At 48.0% G+C, this 16,097-nt stretch carries 18 protein-coding genes and 1 pseudogene; 4 read left to right on the forward strand and 15 right to left on the reverse strand.

The genetic code is table 11. From position 1 onward, the window contains the following. Positions 1 to 563: 563 nt before the first annotated feature. From ABLV17_RS16025 to ABLV17_RS16040, 4 genes are all read right to left on the reverse strand, one after another. Positions 564 to 968 (reverse strand): hypothetical protein, encoded by a 405-nt coding sequence (locus tag ABLV17_RS16025; protein WP_348854385.1) that lies wholly within the window; start codon positions 966 to 968, stop codon positions 564 to 566. Positions 969 to 1,147: 179 nt separating this feature from the next. Next, positions 1,148 to 1,435 (reverse strand): hypothetical protein, encoded by a 288-nt coding sequence (locus ABLV17_RS16030; RefSeq protein ID WP_348854386.1) that lies wholly within the window; start codon positions 1,433 to 1,435, stop codon positions 1,148 to 1,150. A 108-nt stretch (positions 1,436 to 1,543) separates the two neighbouring features. Further along, positions 1,544 to 2,467 (reverse strand): SPFH domain-containing protein, encoded by a 924-nt coding sequence (locus tag ABLV17_RS16035; protein WP_348854387.1) that lies wholly within the window; start codon positions 2,465 to 2,467, stop codon positions 1,544 to 1,546. A 17-nt stretch (positions 2,468 to 2,484) separates the two neighbouring features. Further along, a complete protein-coding gene (locus tag ABLV17_RS16040) occupies positions 2,485 to 2,943 on the reverse strand; it encodes an NfeD family protein (RefSeq protein WP_348854388.1) in 459 nt (152 codons plus the stop codon). A 666-nt stretch (positions 2,944 to 3,609) separates the two neighbouring features. Here ABLV17_RS16040 and ABLV17_RS16045 point away from each other — a divergent pair. Further along, positions 3,610 to 3,987 carry a phosphonate ABC transporter substrate-binding protein gene (locus tag ABLV17_RS16045; protein WP_348854389.1) on the forward strand — a complete coding sequence of 126 codons (378 nt, stop codon included), beginning with the start codon at positions 3,610 to 3,612 and terminating at the stop codon, positions 3,985 to 3,987. 363 nt (positions 3,988 to 4,350) lie between these two features. On the opposite strand, the gene ABLV17_RS16050 is transcribed toward ABLV17_RS16045, so the two are convergent. Then, entirely contained in the window at positions 4,351 to 5,322 is a 972-nt protein-coding gene (locus ABLV17_RS16050) for a Hok/Gef family protein (protein ID WP_348854390.1), read from the reverse strand. A 542-nt stretch (positions 5,323 to 5,864) separates the two neighbouring features. Here ABLV17_RS16050 and ABLV17_RS16055 point away from each other — a divergent pair. Then, a complete protein-coding gene (locus ABLV17_RS16055; protein ID WP_085551625.1) occupies positions 5,865 to 6,125 on the forward strand; it encodes a hypothetical protein in 261 nt (86 codons plus the stop codon). Between the two features lie 209 nt (positions 6,126 to 6,334). Here ABLV17_RS16055 and ABLV17_RS16060 read toward each other — a convergent pair whose 3' ends face one another. After that, a complete protein-coding gene (locus ABLV17_RS16060) occupies positions 6,335 to 6,457 on the reverse strand; it encodes a Hok/Gef family protein (RefSeq protein WP_085842394.1) in 123 nt (40 codons plus the stop codon). Continuing rightward, positions 6,402 to 6,554 (reverse strand): annotated as a pseudogene (locus tag ABLV17_RS16065) (DUF5431 family protein); the annotation flags it as partial. The pseudogene ABLV17_RS16065 and the gene ABLV17_RS16060, both read right to left, overlap by 56 nt. A gap of 656 nt (positions 6,555 to 7,210) precedes the next feature. Between ABLV17_RS16065 and ABLV17_RS16070 the strand changes: the two are divergent. Then, positions 7,211 to 7,471 carry a hypothetical protein gene (locus ABLV17_RS16070; RefSeq protein ID WP_004026352.1) on the forward strand — a complete coding sequence of 87 codons (261 nt, stop codon included), beginning with the start codon at positions 7,211 to 7,213 and terminating at the stop codon, positions 7,469 to 7,471. Positions 7,472 to 7,581: 110 nt separating this feature from the next. Here the strand turns inward: ABLV17_RS16070 and ABLV17_RS16075 are convergent, their stop codons facing one another. From ABLV17_RS16075 to umuD, 4 genes are all read right to left on the reverse strand, one after another. Next, positions 7,582 to 8,052: an RES family NAD+ phosphorylase gene (locus tag ABLV17_RS16075; RefSeq protein ID WP_085551624.1), complete on the reverse strand. Its 471-nt coding sequence runs from the start codon at positions 8,050 to 8,052 to the stop codon at positions 7,582 to 7,584. Next, positions 8,049 to 8,492 carry an antitoxin Xre/MbcA/ParS toxin-binding domain-containing protein gene (locus ABLV17_RS16080; protein WP_004026357.1) on the reverse strand — a complete coding sequence of 148 codons (444 nt, stop codon included), beginning with the start codon at positions 8,490 to 8,492 and terminating at the stop codon, positions 8,049 to 8,051. Before ABLV17_RS16080 ends, ABLV17_RS16075 begins: the two co-directional genes overlap by 4 nt. Before the next feature lie 99 nt (positions 8,493 to 8,591). After that, positions 8,592 to 9,863, reverse strand: coding sequence for a translesion error-prone DNA polymerase V subunit UmuC (gene umuC / locus ABLV17_RS16085; protein ID WP_348854391.1), 1,272 nt, complete (start codon positions 9,861 to 9,863; stop codon positions 8,592 to 8,594). Continuing rightward, positions 9,863 to 10,285, reverse strand: a complete 423-nt coding sequence (umuD, locus tag ABLV17_RS16090; protein WP_348854392.1) for a translesion error-prone DNA polymerase V autoproteolytic subunit — start codon at positions 10,283 to 10,285, stop codon at positions 9,863 to 9,865. Before umuD ends, umuC begins: the two co-directional genes overlap by 1 nt. A 299-nt stretch (positions 10,286 to 10,584) precedes the next feature. On the opposite strand from umuD, the gene ABLV17_RS16095 reads away from it, so the two are divergent. Beyond that, the gene (locus ABLV17_RS16095) at positions 10,585 to 10,998 is read left to right on the forward strand and encodes a hypothetical protein (RefSeq protein WP_348854394.1); all 414 of its coding nucleotides are present in this window, start codon (positions 10,585 to 10,587) and stop codon (positions 10,996 to 10,998) included. Between the two features lie 909 nt (positions 10,999 to 11,907). Here ABLV17_RS16095 and ABLV17_RS16100 read toward each other — a convergent pair. Genes ABLV17_RS16100 through ABLV17_RS16115 form a run of 4 tightly spaced genes read right to left on the reverse strand, consistent with a single transcriptional unit; the run spans position 11,908 to position 16,095 of the window. Continuing rightward, positions 11,908 to 12,939 carry a CRISPR-associated protein Csf2 gene (locus ABLV17_RS16100; RefSeq protein ID WP_348854395.1) on the reverse strand — a complete coding sequence of 344 codons (1,032 nt, stop codon included), beginning with the start codon at positions 12,937 to 12,939 and terminating at the stop codon, positions 11,908 to 11,910. Positions 12,940 to 12,944: 5 nt separating this feature from the next. Then, a complete protein-coding gene (locus ABLV17_RS16105) occupies positions 12,945 to 13,652 on the reverse strand; it encodes a hypothetical protein (protein ID WP_348854397.1) in 708 nt (235 codons plus the stop codon). After that, the gene (locus tag ABLV17_RS16110; protein ID WP_348854399.1) at positions 13,646 to 15,526 is read right to left on the reverse strand and encodes a helicase C-terminal domain-containing protein; all 1,881 of its coding nucleotides are present in this window, start codon (positions 15,524 to 15,526) and stop codon (positions 13,646 to 13,648) included. The genes ABLV17_RS16105 and ABLV17_RS16110 overlap by 7 nt, the downstream gene beginning before the upstream one ends. Then, a complete protein-coding gene (locus ABLV17_RS16115; protein ID WP_348854400.1) occupies positions 15,523 to 16,095 on the reverse strand; it encodes a type I-E CRISPR-associated protein Cas6/Cse3/CasE in 573 nt (190 codons plus the stop codon). Before ABLV17_RS16115 ends, ABLV17_RS16110 begins: the two co-directional genes overlap by 4 nt. Positions 16,096 to 16,097 lie beyond the last annotated feature (2 nt).

The raw sequence follows: 16,097 nt of genomic DNA on the forward strand, positions 1-16,097 counted from the left end.
TTACCAGTCTCTTATTATAAAGATTCAAACGCCTCCTCAAAGCCCCCTTTTTCACCCGGGCAATAAAGTGACTTTTGCCCGCTCCGGTAAAAATCACTTTTATCGACATCGTAACCAAGTCTGGTTCCATATTTAGTGCGAGTTTTTGATTCTGGTATTTTGGGTTGGTGTTTAGCGACAGGAATAAGGTGATCGGGTAATCATAAACAACCAGAAATTGTGGGGCACTGTTCCCGGTGGTTAAAAGTGACTTTTGTGGTGAATATCGACCGGTGGGATGGTGGGATAATAGTTTTCTGCCGGGCCCTGTTTGAATGGCGACTCAATGTCAGTTTTATCTGATGATTTACGGTTGACCCTGCAGTAGCGAGTCATTCCCCTTCTGGAGCCTGCGCTACAGCATGATTCCGGCGAGAATGAGCCATGGCAACAGCGGTAGCCCAACAATGCAGGCAGTTAGCCTGATATTATCAAATGAAGCACGTTTTGAGATAAAGTGGGAACAGTAGGTGCGACATCAGGAGTTCCGCACCAACCTGCTTAATGACGCCTGGGAGGCCTACTCACCACGGTGAGTCTTTCACAAACCGGCTGACTGATATCATCGCGTTATTCTCTACATACCAGTCCACCAGCTGTTTGTCGTTCATCCCCTCTGGAGTTTGCACAACAGCATTGTTGGGGCCTGAATGGACCTCTGCTACCAGTATCAAGCCTATCGTACCAGCAATGTCCCTGAGTTCGGTAAAGCGGTGTGCAGACTCCACGTCAAGGTCAGCGAAGCGTACGCCGTTCAGTGAAGTTATAGACGGTAAGAATGACAGATTGCTTTTCCGCCCCGCTCCAGACACTGGGGCATCTGGTAATGCAGCTATCTGTTCGAGTGATAGTGAAATCAGGTCCCGATTGCTGTGGCTTAAGGGCAAAACCAAACATCCATTATTTTCTGATTGCTGTTCATTTTTCATGTTGCCTGCCTTTCTTTGTAGTCTGAGAAAATGCTCCCGATCCAATACGTATTCGTTAATTTCCATTCAATAAGACGATCACCCAGTCCATCCACCAGCAGCAGCAAGGCAAAGGTTTATATCCATGACTCAGAAAGTAACTTTTTCCTTATGAGTACGGTGCCCTGAAGCTTATGTCCCTAGAAAAATTCGTCTGAATTCATCGACACCTTAACACCAAGCCAGAGCACGTTTGCTTGTAATGCATAGGCGGATAGCTTAATGAGCATCCCCTCCTGAAAAATCCCCTTCAACGGTATATTGTTCATATCACAATACAGAGTGACCACCAGCAATACATAGAAGGATGCTAAAGGAAACGTTTTGAAAAAATATACTGTCATTGCCGCAAGCCCACGAATTACGTAGAGCGTACTCATGACAAAGGTTTGTCTGTCATCTCTGAAATCATGAAATTTAATGCCCATATTTGACTCCTGAAAAAAATAAGTAATCATGAAAAACGCGAATGACTGTCTTTCAGCATTACTCACCGAATGGGGGCTAGTAGCCCCCATCAGCGTCACCATGCAGGCTTATTTGGCAACTTCACTACCGGCACCCAGCGCAACACCAGAACCGATTAAGCCGCCCATAGCTTTAGTTAGATCAGCAGGCAAAGCAATAACCTTCGCGTTTTCACTTTCTCCCAGCGCACTCAGGGCTTCAATGTAACGAGTGGTTAACTGGAACTGCATTGCTTTTTCCCCGCCTTCACCCGCCATAGATTCGGCAAGCAAAGTGTTTGCGTCTTTGATACCTTCCGCTTCGGATACTCGGGCCTTTGCGTGCAGAATAGCGGCTTCCTGATCAGCCTGAGCACGGAGAATAGTAGACTCCTTCACCCCCTGAGCTTCGAGGATAGTGGCCTGCTTATTACCGGTAGCCAGTGTTTCAATAGCCTTACGTTTACGTTCTGCTGCGGCTTGTTCTTCCATCGACGCCTGCATAGAATCAGACGGGTTGATGTCCTGAATCTCAATTGAGCGCAACGACAAACCCCAGTCTGTCATTTGCTCAGCCATAGATTTCAGCAGGGTTGCTTTAATCTCATCTCGCTGTGACAGGCTCTCGTCCAGATCCAGTTTACCGATTGCCGCACGAAGGGATGTCATCGCCAGATTTACGGTCGCAATCTGATAGTTTTCTACACCGTATGCCGCTTTTTGAGGGTCAACGACTTTTACGTAACAGATAGCATTGACCGACAGCACGGCGTTATCTTTGGAGATAACTTCTTGTGACGGAATTTTCATGATTTGGTCTTTCGTGGAGAGACGATATGCAACACTGTCCACGAATGGGATAACGATATTCAGGCCAGCTTCGAGCTGGCTGTGATAGCGCCCAAGGCGTTCCACCAGCCACTGTTGCCCTTGTGGTACAATACGCACGCATTTAAACAGCGTTAACAGCACAACGGCCAGAATGATAATGATAGCAATTAATCCAATTGGCATATTTTATAACCTTCCTTTCAGGAATTAGACGATTTAGAGATAACCACGCGTAAAACATCGTGGTTCACTTTTTCTGTTACAACGACCCGACTGTCTGGCGCGATCTCGTCATCAGAGATGCATTTCCAATCGGTCCGACCTTCAACCGGTTTTTGAAGGATCAGGACTCCTTGCTTTTCGCTGGCGCTGCCTCGGGAGAGAATGCCGATTTGCCCGATAACCGTGTCCTGAATGGACTTATTCGGGTTATTGCGTTTGCTGATACGTACCCAGAGGAACGCACAGACGAGCATGGATATGATCCAAATGCCGATTTGCCATCCGAGATGCATATCAGGGATCAGAAAAGAGAGGACTGCCGGGAACACTGCGGCAATAGCCATCCATAAGCCGAAAAACGTTGAGGTGAGCAACTCAATTAGCAGGAACACCGCACCCACGATGACCCACCCCCACCAAACAACATTTCCATCCATAAAACCCCCTATTGCGTTAAATCTGAGTTAATGACCCGTAAATGCAATAAATAGTCCCCAAGAGAGATATTTCTCCTAACGTCACCATCACTGCAAGAATCCAATCACGTCGAACTTTGTAATTCTGTTTGTCGGCTTTATGCATAAGAACTATCATGCCGTTCACCCCCAGAGGATAAACGTTAAAATAATACATAAAGCCCCTATATTTACGCTGATACTTTAATGTTGAGACATGTAGCCATTATACATAATCATATTGTCTGTCGTAGCCACTGGTTAGAGCATTCAGCTCATTTCAGTTTATTTATATCATCGCCCATTCATAATCACCCAGGCATTTCAGGGTTAGTATCCGGCGATAGGTAAAAGTTACTTTTCTCTGAATGCCTGCCCCTGGTGACTGCCAACATCCACCAGCGACAAAAGTTACTTTCTTCGCCTGAAGATTCATTATTGCTGTGTACCCGATAACCCGTAATTTACCAGGCATTATGCAAACTCATACCGGCCCAATGATGCCGGTCATAAATAGCTTTTCCTCTGATTGTGTTTTGTTTACCCCAGTCATCCTTTCCGGCCACTGACATTATCAGGGATGGTTGGCATTATGTTTCTGTGTCATATTTCGGCCCGGTGTAAAATAATCGGTAAGTGGAGCTGCCCATGATGAAGTTTTTAAAAGTAGCAGGGATATCTGTTTTAGCGCTGGCCGTGTTTATAGCAGTGCTTATAGCGTGGTACTGGCTGGACGCCCGTGCGTCTCTCCTGGCGGATATACGCGCCTGCCCTTCAGTGACGACAGAGCAGGCCACAGCCGCCGTTTTGAAGAATGTACTGTTAAATGGCGAACGGCTGTTTTCGAAGCCCCATTTAACTCAAAAGGATGTGATCATTGATGTACGAGAGGTGCAGGTAGGACACACCGGCACGCTGGTACCGTTCAGGATTGACGGCGTAACTGACCGGCGTTACTTCGGTATGACAGGTTGCGCATCGCTGGATGCGGTTGAATACGCCACGGAATATTTTACAGAGCCCTGACAGCGGTATGGCGTCTCACGCCCGCTCTGCTCGTCATAATTGCGTCAGGTCCTTCTGGTAATGTGCGGGGTGCCTGCCAGTGTGAGCGAAAGTATCTTTTCCTCTGATTGCCTTCATCACTTCTTTCAGAAAACAGTACATGACAATTGAGCAACCTGCATCAGTACAAGGGAAAGGATCGGATACGTGCGGTCAGCCACTCCCCCCTTAACCCCCTCTGTGCCCGCGAACACTTTTGGTCGTTTGGAAAAATTGCAATCAGAAGAAAGGTTCCGGGGTTTATTGGTGATCGGCGTGCCCCAGTTGGCCCGCCAGGTGCTTTAGCGGGTTTGAATTGTACATGCTTGCCCCACCAGCTGACCGTCATTCTATCCCCATGTCCTCGTCCGCGTTAAAGGCGATCGCCTCTTCATCCATGAACGCCGGATAATTAAACTCCTCCACTGCTTTAATAACGTCCGGGTGGTTGCGCCAGTATTCATCCACAATACCGACGGATAACTGTTCTGCTTCCTGTCGCAACTGACGAGCGGTCTCATAGTTGTCCCAGCCGCTTTCGTAGCTGGCTTTCTCGTAGAGTGCCTTCTGTTGCTCTTCAATTCGGCGGATTTCCTCCAGACTAGCAACGTGCCCGTACCATTCCAGGTTGCAGGCATTACCGGCAACCACTAGCCGTTCATTTTCATCCCGGATTTCGATCGTTCTTTCATAAAAGCTGACCGGTCCGCAGTCTCTGCACATCCACGGATCATAACTATCCTCTTCCTCCCCACGTTCGTTCCATTCACCACGCATAGCGGCTTCCTTTGCCCGTTCCAGCGCGTCTGCCACGGTCTGGGCTTTACCCAGCAGGAATGTCCCGTCTGTGATGTAGGTGCCTTGCATCGGGTTATCTTCAGGGTATTCCACACGCCCTGTTACATAGACACTGAACCGATACTGTTTCTCTTTCTGATTGACCAGGTAGCTTTCGCGTTTTGCTGTCGCCTCGTCCTGATAAAATGCCAGGGATTTTAACGGAAATGGCATATCCCTCAGCCATTCATCTCGGGCAAGCCGTAGAGCCAGACGCTCGACGTTCGACGCAAGGTCGTACACTGCTTTACTTGTGATAGCCCCGCAGCGCCTGAGTAAGCGGACACATTGTGCAGCGGATTGCCTGTGACCCCCAATCATGCTGTAAAATGTATCTTCGTCGATATCGATTTCCGCCCGACAGATGGCGTCATTCAACATGAAATCTCCCTCGTGTTTTGCCAACTCCACCAGCGTGGTCATAATATTGGTAAACACATCTTCATTCTCTGCAGCAGTGATTAATTGTGTTGTAGTCATTTTATTGTCCCTGTCTTTAACGTTGCGGCGCTCCCTTAAGAACACTCCGCTGGCAGATAACCAGGATAGCAATTAAAATCAATGCATCAAGACCCAAAATAATTAACGAATAATACCGTTCAAGGGGGTCCGATGAAGGTTTTAATATTGAGGAACTATGTCTGTGTGATGACCTCAGCCTAAAAAGTTACTTTCCTGTTTATCTCACGCCATAATTTTGCACTGTTTATGGAATGTGTTATTTCATCGAACAGTTATCTATACTAATAAACTTTCAGTGTCTATATGCCCAGCAATTATTTTGCCCCCAGATAATAATGACCAGTCTCGCCGGGTGGCAGTGGTCGGATATTTATTTTCCTGATTGCAGTTTTTTGAATGATAAATTAACATAACGGAAATTGACGCATAGATGCATTGATTTAATCATTTATCACCCTGAATATTATTGTTAATATCGGGGTTCAGGGCAGTTTAATAAATTTCAACTATACCCATAGAAATGTGTTATTACTAACGTTATTACTTATGAGGGGTCCGGCATGACACTTACAGCATATTACCAGTTAAAAAACACAAAAAATGCAGGGCTCGGTATCGAATTGCTGGATAGTGAAGCTGCTGCCTTTATTGTTCTGGAAGAATGCAGTTATGAAAAACCGAATGAAATTGCCCGCTACGGACACAACGGTACAGCTGGCGATCGCTCGAACGCCTTCAGTTGCGCGATGAATAAAGCGCGAAGCTCTCAGAATTACAGCGGCGCAATGTGTGATTACAACGTTTACGAAGAAACCGCCTGAATCTTCCTGTAGTAGCTGTGTGTAGTCTTTGCCCGCCACTGGTGGGCTTTTTTTTTGATTTTCCCCGCCGGTCGTGCGGTTTTTTAATTGGTATCCGGGCAGGAAAAAGGGGCTACCAGCGCGAACCGGTAACCCCTTCATAAAGCGCTTCAGGCATGTCAGATCAACCCAGCTCCTGAAAAGGCGGGGTTTCCCCCGCCTCCAGGTTGCTACTTACCGTTGGATTCGTAAGCCAGGCTTGCCGCGACCTCCCTGTTCCCGTCCTTTAGCCGGACTTCGCATAAGCGGTTCCGGGTCAGGCATGTGAATATCAAGAGCGTTAAACACACGATTAATACGCACCAGACTAGGGCGTTTCGCGGTAGCTTCATGGCTTTCTTCTCCTTGCAAATTGCACGGTAAGAGGCCATACTGGTGTTGACTAGACATTCAGTGGGCCTCGTGGGTTAATGAAAATTACCTACGGGGCTTTCTGCCTTCTGCCACACAACATCCAAACCACTCAAACGTTATGAGGCAAAAAGCCTCAAGCGCCGACACCATTATACCGTGTTTACTCCCATCCTCCCAGGCTAATAAGCTGGTAATCCAATAATTTTTAAGATGGTTTCTGCCGTGTTTCTGCCCTGCATCCTGGCATCTGCTGGAGTTCAGTCATGAATTTTCCCCTCTGTCGGTATGCTCCGGTTACCACTTCTGTGCCGTCCAGTGTAACGGCTCTGTGCAGACGCAATGCAGTGCCAGGACAACCCCCTTGTTCGCCAGCTGCATCCATGTCTGATATTCGCGAAATGACTCAGCCACCTGTTTGAAGATTTACGCCAAAATATAGGTGTACGCCTATGACAAAATTATCCAGGCAATATCAGATATCAGTAGCGTCATGTTTGAAAGAGATTTTTAAAGTCACTTTTCCTGATTGTATTTCTTTCAAAATTTAATGAAGGTAAGGTTATTTAGCCAATTGACGCGCCACTTGAATAAGTTATTATTACTTACAAGCACTCAGAACCATCAGCAATTTTACAGGCTCAACAATACCTGTAGAAATATCTTTGTATCGGTATTATTTTAAGGAATCAATTATGACACTCACTGCATATTACCAGTTAAGGAATACAAAGGCCGCAGGTCTTGGTTTCGAATTGCTGACCAGTGAACCGGGAGCATTTATTGTGCTGGAAGAATGCAGTTATGAGAAACCGTATGAAATTGCCCGCTATGGGCATAATGGGAGTGCAGGCGATCGTTCGAATGCGTTCAGTTGCGCGATGAATAAAGCCCGTAGCCTGCAGAATTACAGTGGAGCAAAGCTGGATTACAACGTTTACGAAGAAACTGCCTGAATCATCCTGTAATAGCTGTGTGTAGTCTTTGCCCGCCGCTGGCGGGTTTTTTTTATGTGACACCGGACAGGAGCGCCAGGCATCATGACAGCACCCTCTCCTCCTTTGCTTCACTTCCTGTCAGGTTTAAGACGACTATCAAACCGAAACGGTATCTGTTGAGCCTTCTGCACGATCCCGTAAAACTCAGGGTGCTCAGGATTTAACAGATAATTGAACTCTACCGGCGATAAGGCTGAGGGAACACGCAGTGCAACCGAGCTCCTGGTATATGACCAGGCATCGCCGTAATCAGCCAGTTCCTGAGGCGCATCCTCATCAGCCCAGTTGCCCGGTAATTCATCCATGTTTGCGCTTTGGATCAGTTCATCAGGCACATCGATACTCAGTAGCGTGAAAGAGTCCATTATCTGTGCCGCATGCAGGTGTACCAGCGTCTCCAGCATCGTTAGTGATGCCGTTTCGGAGACATATACCATTGACACCCCCACGCTATTCCAGCGCCCACCAGCCTCTTTCGCACCATATCCGGTCCAGGCCGTAGAAAGATATTTTGTTTTCGTCAGCCTGTAGAGGATCACGAGTACACCCCATGCTCCAGACGCGTAATCAGCTTAATGACCTCATAGGCTCCCGTTTCGGATGCCATCAGGTCTGCTGGCACTTTCCAGCTCAATGCCCGGTTAGGTTCGTTCAACCACTTCTGTGCGGCTTCCTTGTCGCCTTCAAACAAATCTACCGCCCGATCAATGACGCGGATAATACGTACCAGACGTTCACTTTGTTCCGGGTTAAAACGTGCCTTCACACTGCGGCTAAATGTGGTTGACGGGATACCGGACATTTTTCTCAGGTCATTCTGGGTTATTCTGGCCCAGTCAGTTATCCGGTTCGCCACCTTCCCGTCCAGACCTTCATTGATTTGGCCCAGAAGCGCTACGCCATCAGCATTATTTAACCCGGCAACCTGCCAGAGGCGCTGTGGTCTGGCTGGAGTTGAGGACAAACTAAATGTTTTCATAGCAAACCTCCATTTGGTCTTTGCATTATACCCAAATGGTAATAATAGAGCAAATATCAACCACCAGCAGACGGAAGGAATTTTTCCTGATTGCGATACTCAGAGTGTAGCGATCGGTATCGAGTCCCACCTCGTTGTGTAGGCCGGAGAGAGCATGTCTCTCTTCATTGTCCACGCCGGTGCGATGCCTCGACCTGCAAACCATACTTTGCCTTTGCCTGAATTGTTGATCGTATCCAGTACGTTCATGAGTGCATCACTGTTCGCATAAGGCTTCCCTTCATCAAACAGCGAGAGCTGAGTCACGCCAGCAGGTTTGAAATCGTTCAGCATGACGCCTGCCTTGGCGTAGTTATGTCCCTCTTTCCAGATCTTATCCAGAGCACGGCCAGCAGCTGCAATAAGGTCTCTTGTATCACGTGATGGGATGCTGAGTCGCTCGCTTGCAATTTTGCTGTAATACGGTTCATTTTTGGAAAAAGGAGACGTTTTAATGAAAACAGACAGGTGGCCGCAGTACTGACGTTCCTGCCGCAGCTTTTCCGCAGCACGTTCAGCATACTGGCAAATTGCCTGCCGCATGGATTCATACGTTGTAATACGCTGTCCAAAGCTCCTGCTGCATACGATCTGTTGTTTTGGCGGAGGGGCATCTTCCAGATTAATACAACTTTCCCCTCTGAGTTCTCTTACGGTACGCTCAAGGACTACAGTGAAGTTTCTTCGTATGAATGCAGGGTTTGCCCTAGCCAGCTCCAGCGCAGTGGTTATGCCCATTGCATGAAGCTTACTCGTGGTTCGTCCACCAACCCCCCACACCTCCTCTACCGGCATCAGAGAAAGCATCTTATCGATCCGATTACGCTGGCCTGCAGTCAGCGCGAGTACCCCTCCGAACTGGGGCCAGGTCTTGCTGGAATACTGGCAGGCTTTCGCAAGGGTTTTGGTCGGAGCTAACCCCACACCAATAGTCAGTCCAGTACAGCGGAAAACATGATCGCGCAGCTGATGTCCGTATTCCTCAAACGTCATGCAGCTATCAATACCACCAGCTAAAATAAAGGATTCATCGATGGAATACTCTTCGACCCGGGATGATAATTCTTCCAGACAGAAATGCACCCTGGCGCTCATGCTGGCGTAGAGCTCGTAGTTACTGGAGAAGGCCATAACCGGTTCCGGGAACTTCTGTTCCCGCAATTTGAACCATGGCAATCCCATAGGGATGCCCAATTTTTTGGCTTCAATTGACCTAGCGATTACGCAGCCGTCATTATTGCTTAAAACAATCAAAGGCTTATATCGAAGGTCTGGGCGAAAGACCTTTTCGCAGCTTGCATAAAAGCTATTTACATCAGCCAGTGCATACATTAGAGATTACCCCTGGCACGGTGAACCCAATGTGTCACCACGCCGAAAATAGTAAGCTCATCAGGATTAGGGTAAATAGGCGAATAGGCATTGTTCATGGGTAGAAGGGCCAGTCTGGGAGTAGTCTGGAGCTGTTTAACTGTGAAGCCTCCGTCTACTTCGGCGATCACAATATCTCGGTTCTGAGGGCGTAGTGAACGGTCGACCACCAGCAAATCTCCATCCCGCATCCCTACATCCTGCATGCTGTTCCCCTGTGCCCTGACAAAATAGGTTGCAGAGGGATGCCTTATGCAATAATCGTTCAGGTCTAACTCACTGGAGGTATAGTCTTGGGCCGGGCTTGGAAAACCAGCGGGGCATAACTCAAGAAACAGTGGAATGTTAAGTTGCACCAGATTTTCTTTAGGAACCAATAACATATAGCTAACCTCACCACAAAATACAACTGTATAAATAAACAGTATAAGTTATCTTTCAGGCGGTGCCCAGCCCATCAGGTAACAGGTTAGCGACGTCATTCGTAAATCCATAATTACTGGCTGTTTTTCATCTGGGCAAATCCAAACACAAGCATCAAGGCGTCTACCATCTGATATCAACTGATGAATCTGACCACTCCATTTTGATTGCATAAGCCCTTTAATTCACATTTGAGACTAATTAAATAATGATTAAATCTTCGACAGGTGATAAATTTAAAAAAAGGAGAACATCGCAAATGAAAATGAAACTTATCACTCTAACAATAATGTCAGGCTTATTGCTTACTGGTTGCGATCAAGTTAAAGACTCAGTTGATATTTATATAAAGCAGATTTTCTTAGAGGGAGCGTTTAAGTTACCATCCATAGCTATTTCTCCTGGTTGGAAAATTAACGATCACGGAAGTGTTGCAGAAGTATATGGAAATAAAGATTGTCCTACCTCATCTGACGATGACATTCGGTCGGGATGCATTGTCATCGATCAGGAAGATGATACCGTACAAGCATTCATCGTTAATCCGAACTCAGAACGCAAAGAAGTGCTCAAGGAAATATGGATAGTAGAGCGCCATGAAGAATTTCCGTACAACAACTTTAGATTAAAACGACCTGATAACTCGTATGTAACCCCTTGGAACCAGGCATAATACAGTGGAGCTATCTAGGATATTAGGATATTGAGTTGAAATTTGTGCAAACATCTATACGACAGAAAAGTAACTTTCCTTGAGAAAATATTCCAATATTGAGTTGCTTCCTCATGAATGCAGGAGAAGAAATTGCTAGGGACGCGCTACTATTTGCGTTAATCCATTAGACGAAATCAGGGATGCGCCCCCTGCTCGCCATAATTCATTGGCATCAATCTCCACGAGATTGTGGGCACACAAGAGAGGAATCACGGAGAGCTTTCGCAATCGTCCATCCCCCCGTTTACGGGGCCCGCACTCCGAAAAGACCAACTGCTCTATAACCCCCGCATCCGGGGGACACACGTTGCATGGGCGTTGCTGCCAGATCCTCTTTCCCGATACCCCCCCATGCGGGGGGAAATACAACCCCAGAAAGAAACACGTCCACAACCAGTTCCGATAACCCCCGCTAGCGGGGGACATACCAGCCAAACTGCGAAACTGCGAAACCGGGCCGTTAAGCTGCCGTTAACCCCCAGCAGCGGGGGACATACTTGGCGACCACCAGCGTTTTAGTGCAGGGAACCCGATAACCCCCGCTAGCGGGGGGCATACAGTTTGTATGAAAGCCTCATGTTTTGGGCTTACCGATAACCCCCGCATCCGGGGGACACACGCACCTGTGCCGGTGCATATCATCCTCAGAGCCCGATAACCCCCGCTAGCGGGGGGCATACGCATAAAACCTGCAGAGCTTTTCGGGGTGAGCCCGATAACCCCCGCTAGCGGGGGGCATACCCAAACGGGCATTTCAGTCGCAATAGCGCGTCTCGATAACCCCCGCTAGCGGGGGGCATACTCTAAATCCAACACATTGATTAGAATAAATTAAAATGAGCTAAACAAATATACCAACTTATTGAGTTAGCGGGCAGTAAAATCAAACGACTGATTATCATTGAATGCCTTCACCATCGCGACCAGCTCATCCCCTTTAATATCTACGCCATTAGGTGTGATGCTGATCTCCCCGAGAGTAACGGGAACCAGCTCGCCCGGTTTCCACGTAGTCACTGTCCAGTTTGCCTCCACCAGCCCACAGTTATGGTTTGCATGTCCACCAAAACGAGGCTCGGCAGCAAAGCGGATTAGCGCTGAAATGAAAAGACCAGCTTCTTCATCAGTCGCATTTTTAATGGTCATGCGGTGGCTAAGTTCTGCGCCGGTAATGAATGCTTCGTACGGGTCGATCGGGCGTCGAATAGATTCACGGGATTCCTGTTTCTCGTCCTTCCTGGCCTGAATCTTTTCGTCCAGAACTCTCAATTTGCTCTGGAGCTCAGCCTTCACGTCTTTATCTGCAGACTTCATCTCTTTTTTGATTGCGTCCTGTTCAGATTTAATCTGGGAGATATCAACACTGGCTTCTGCCTGTTCTTCCAACAGCCGTTCAAGACGTTCAACCTGGTCAATCTCAAGGTAATCCATCAGGCTTTCGTTTCGTTCAAACATAATGGAGCGAGCCCCACCGCCAAACATAGCCCATTGGTTATCACCTGTAGGAATGGCATTACCAATACCAGCTTTCCCGCTCAGGCCCCAGCGGCCGAAAAGGCTGAGCAGGGGATTTTTCCTACGCAGCTCAGAACCGGCATTGATTTCGCCTGCGGCAAAGGCTTCCGCCTCTCCATTGATATCCACACCCTGGGCAAGCATGAAATGTTCAGCGAGGTCGAACGGAGCTTTACCTTCGCTGTTGGGACCCACACGATCTACAACGACCAGATGCGCAGCATGGCGGAGGGTGCCACGAATGCTGGTGCCGGGAAAATACGGCGCGGAATTAAATCCACCGTTGCGAGGCAAACGATGACCTGTAGCAGTGACTGCATTCTTTAAGGATACGGTCATTGGTTCTAAAGTCGAAATTTTACCGTTGAAGTTTAAAGTTCTCATAATAGTTAGCCTCGCATTAAAGCAGAAATCAGTTGGGTTCGGACTGGTGCTGGATAAACCACGTTGGTTTTTTCACCAATGAAATAGGGAGGAACGAGTGGAGAAACTCCTCTAATCCCACTCAGCCCCTTATTAACAGGGATGGGTCTTGTCGCCATTCCCTCGTTTGAAATGCTCATGTCGCTATCGAGAGGAATAATGATCACATTATTAAATTCCCCGTTACCCGCAGTGAAGTAGTCGTACCCAACACCAACATGGGCGTGGTTAAGGAGTATTTCTACAGCCTCACTGTCGCCGACAAAATCAAAAGTTAAATAAGGCGCGGAATAAGCAGGCCGGGTTGTCATCCTTCTTTTAGTTGGGCCACCGGCCGTGGTTACCCGGGTGAACTTGCCGCCACGGGAGCGAGGTGAAAACATAGTGGAGCTCAATTTCTCATCTCCGAGGTAATCACACCGCACGCAGCTGGCCGCACCAATCCCCTGTTCTGGCGTAATACCGAAACGAAGAGATGATGCGTGAAATACGCCAAGCTCATTGTTGAAAAGGAGAATCCCTTTAAGCCGAGCCAGTACGGTATCAGGCTCGTTGCTGGGGATGGCCTGAGAGAGTGCTTCATAGAGAATGCCATCTAATGACGGAGCAATCCCGCTGATCACTACCGGTGTCAGCGATGACATAATGACGCGATACGGCTTTAGATTTAACACTGGATGTCCTCTTCACAATGCGCTGGGGAGAGAATTTCGCATGAACGGTATTCGCGGCGGAATCGAACAGGAATGATATGCTCCAGGGACCGGTGCTTTGACGACAGGTCTGCAGGTTCCGGGAAGCGCGGGTCAAGAATCATTATTCTGACGCTATCGTTTTCACTACGGATCCCCCGTCCTACAGACTGTTTCCCTTTGCGGATAACTTTCCGCAAATTTTCGAGGTAAATAGTCCGTTGAACGGATTCCAGGGTGCGCCCATAGCCACGGTCTTTCAGGTAACCGTAAAGGCTTTCAACCTTCATCCTGTCCGGCGGCGAAAAAGGGATTCTGGTGATGAGTAGATTGTGGAAAATCTGCTCACCATGTTCTCCTCTCGGACTCAGTCCAACAGATGCGCCAGCTGAAATCAGAATGCCAGGTTTCTGCTGGTAGAGTTTGATTATTTCAGATAGCGGTTGGCCCGCCAGCTGGATATATACTGGCTGCGAAACGTCACCCAGATACCCGGCGATAGCACGGGTTTCTGAATGACTGGCAGTTAACACCAGAACGGGGCCAGGCATACGTGATAACTGGTCAGTGACTGCAGCCAGCCATTTACTGGAAAACGTCTGTTCTTTGGGATCGCTAAATACTTTAGGGAAAGCGGCACCGGCTATAGTAAGAGTCATAGCGCCATAGCTTTCAGGAGCGAAAATTCTTTTGATTGAAACCATATCGTCATTGAGCGCCAGCGCTTTGCACAACCACTCCATGCCACCCTCTGGTGTGTTGGTAATCGCAAGCGTAGCGGACGTTAGTAATGCGCTGTGCCACTGGGTGCAGTACCTGCCAAGGTTCATACCAATAAACGGATTAACAGCGATTAAGGCCGGTTCATAGCGGACTTTAGAGACACCGATCCCTTTTTGCCCACCGGACATCCCAAGCATTTCCCATCTGTAGATGCAATCAAAGAAAGATTTCCGGGTATCTTCATCTTTGATTTTTCGCCCGACCATCCCCAGAGCTTTGAAGCTCCGATCAAAGAGTTCAACGGCTTCGGGAGAACTACAGAAATGAAGTCCACCAGCGATGTCGGTAACATCGCTTTCCAGCTTTTTGATGATATCTACGCCAGCTCGTGGAATATTTGCGCCGAACGAACTGAGCAGCTCACGGAGATTAAAGCGGCGCTGTTTCCAGACATCGAGCATATCGACAAACATGTCAGCTTCATCGACGATCAGGTACAGATTTTCTTTGTCTCCCAGGATGCCGTGATTGCAAAGGCAATCAATCATCACCATCGAGTGAGTTGTAACGATAAAGTCTGCATTCAGTGCTTCACGACGAATATCATTTACATTCTGGGTATCATCCCAGATAGAAAATGTGACCATGTCCGGCTTAATCAGCGTCGGTAGTTCACCATATTCCTCCTCAAACTCAACTAGAGGTTTCGACCAGCCCCGTAGTTTTTCAAGCAGCTGAATGGTCTCCTGGTCATAGGTATCCCTCATGCGAAGGAGCTCCCGCACTTTATCCGGCGAAATATAACTGGCTTTCCCCATCAGGCGCGAAAAAGTTACTTTTATTCCGGCCTCTTCAGCCATACGTTCCAGACGTTGACGATCACTTCTGAAAATCTGGTGCATCAGGGCATGAGAGCTGGTCGCGATAACAAATTTTGCCCCAGGGTTTTTCACCAGAATCTCCATGGCCGGAACCAGGTACCCTAATGTTTTACCCACGCCTGTTTCGGCGCTGAGTAGCGCCAGTTTGTTCTGGACATTAAGTCCCAGGCCAGCGGCCTCAATGAAGTCCTGCTGGACTTTACGTAAAGAAAGCCCGGCGCTTGTGAAACAAGCAGCTGTATCCATGTTCATTGACCCTCCCCTGTCAGGTGCATGAAGCCGCAACCAAAGACCCGTTTGGGACCAATCCCAAAAACGATCGCTTTCTCTGCTTCCTGTTTGTTGCTGACAAAGACCGTCCCTTGGATCGTGAACAAAGGTAGCGTAAAGCCACGACCGGAATTGCCCTTCCCTACGTGAACAATTTCAGCCCCACCCACGACAATATGGTCGGGTTCGAAACCGGCATTGAGTATTTTTTTAACGGCCAGATCATGTTTTTTATCGTCAGAAGGTGCGTACTGACATCGGCCAGTACCTTCTTTCTGACTGCCTTTATGGAAAATGGCCATTGACGTTATGAACGAAATCCCATCCCCCTCGGAAAGGGTAAGCTCACGCGGTTTCTCCCCTGGCAGCTCCAGAGCTGTGGCTGTGCGGACCAGCAGTCTCGAATCATTCCCGGTACCGGGAAAAATTCTAAAAGAGTACGGCAGCTTCTCTCCCTTACGTTCCTGCATAAAGAAGTCCAAGTGCTGGTGGATCCGGTAAACACTTGAGTGAGGGATACGCAACCGAAACGCATTATCGTAGAAAATCATGG

Origin of the sequence: Klebsiella sp. CN_Kp091, from assembly GCF_040065095.1 — a bacterium.
GTDB classification, from domain to species: domain Bacteria; phylum Pseudomonadota; class Gammaproteobacteria; order Enterobacterales; family Enterobacteriaceae; genus Klebsiella; species Klebsiella aerogenes.

Bases quoted from the DNA above. Each gene is read 5' to 3' on its own strand.
- ABLV17_RS16025 (WP_348854385.1), bottom strand. From the start codon at position 968: ATGAAAAATGAACAGCAATCAGAAAATAATGGATGTTTGGTTTTGCCC.
- ABLV17_RS16030 (WP_348854386.1), bottom strand. From the start codon at position 1,435: ATGGGCATTAAATTTCATGATTTCAGAGATGACAGACAAACCTTTGTC.
- ABLV17_RS16035 (WP_348854387.1), bottom strand. From the start codon at position 2,467: ATGCCAATTGGATTAATTGCTATCATTATCATTCTGGCCGTTGTGCTG.
- ABLV17_RS16040 (WP_348854388.1), bottom strand. From the start codon at position 2,943: ATGGATGGAAATGTTGTTTGGTGGGGGTGGGTCATCGTGGGTGCGGTG.
- ABLV17_RS16045 (WP_348854389.1), top strand. From the start codon at position 3,610: ATGATGAAGTTTTTAAAAGTAGCAGGGATATCTGTTTTAGCGCTGGCC.
- ABLV17_RS16050 (WP_348854390.1), bottom strand. From the start codon at position 5,322: ATGACTACAACACAATTAATCACTGCTGCAGAGAATGAAGATGTGTTT.
- ABLV17_RS16055 (WP_085551625.1), top strand. From the start codon at position 5,865: ATGACACTTACAGCATATTACCAGTTAAAAAACACAAAAAATGCAGGG.
- ABLV17_RS16070 (WP_004026352.1), top strand. From the start codon at position 7,211: ATGACACTCACTGCATATTACCAGTTAAGGAATACAAAGGCCGCAGGT.
- ABLV17_RS16080 (WP_004026357.1), bottom strand. From the start codon at position 8,492: ATGAAAACATTTAGTTTGTCCTCAACTCCAGCCAGACCACAGCGCCTC.
- umuC (WP_348854391.1), bottom strand. From the start codon at position 9,863: ATGTATGCACTGGCTGATGTAAATAGCTTTTATGCAAGCTGCGAAAAG.
- umuD (WP_348854392.1), bottom strand. From the start codon at position 10,285: ATGTTATTGGTTCCTAAAGAAAATCTGGTGCAACTTAACATTCCACTG.
- ABLV17_RS16095 (WP_348854394.1), top strand. From the start codon at position 10,585: ATGAAAATGAAACTTATCACTCTAACAATAATGTCAGGCTTATTGCTT.
- ABLV17_RS16100 (WP_348854395.1), bottom strand. From the start codon at position 12,939: ATGAGAACTTTAAACTTCAACGGTAAAATTTCGACTTTAGAACCAATG.
- ABLV17_RS16110 (WP_348854399.1), bottom strand. From the start codon at position 15,526: ATGAACATGGATACAGCTGCTTGTTTCACAAGCGCCGGGCTTTCTTTA.
- ABLV17_RS16115 (WP_348854400.1), bottom strand. From the start codon at position 16,095: ATGATTTTCTACGATAATGCGTTTCGGTTGCGTATCCCTCACTCAAGT.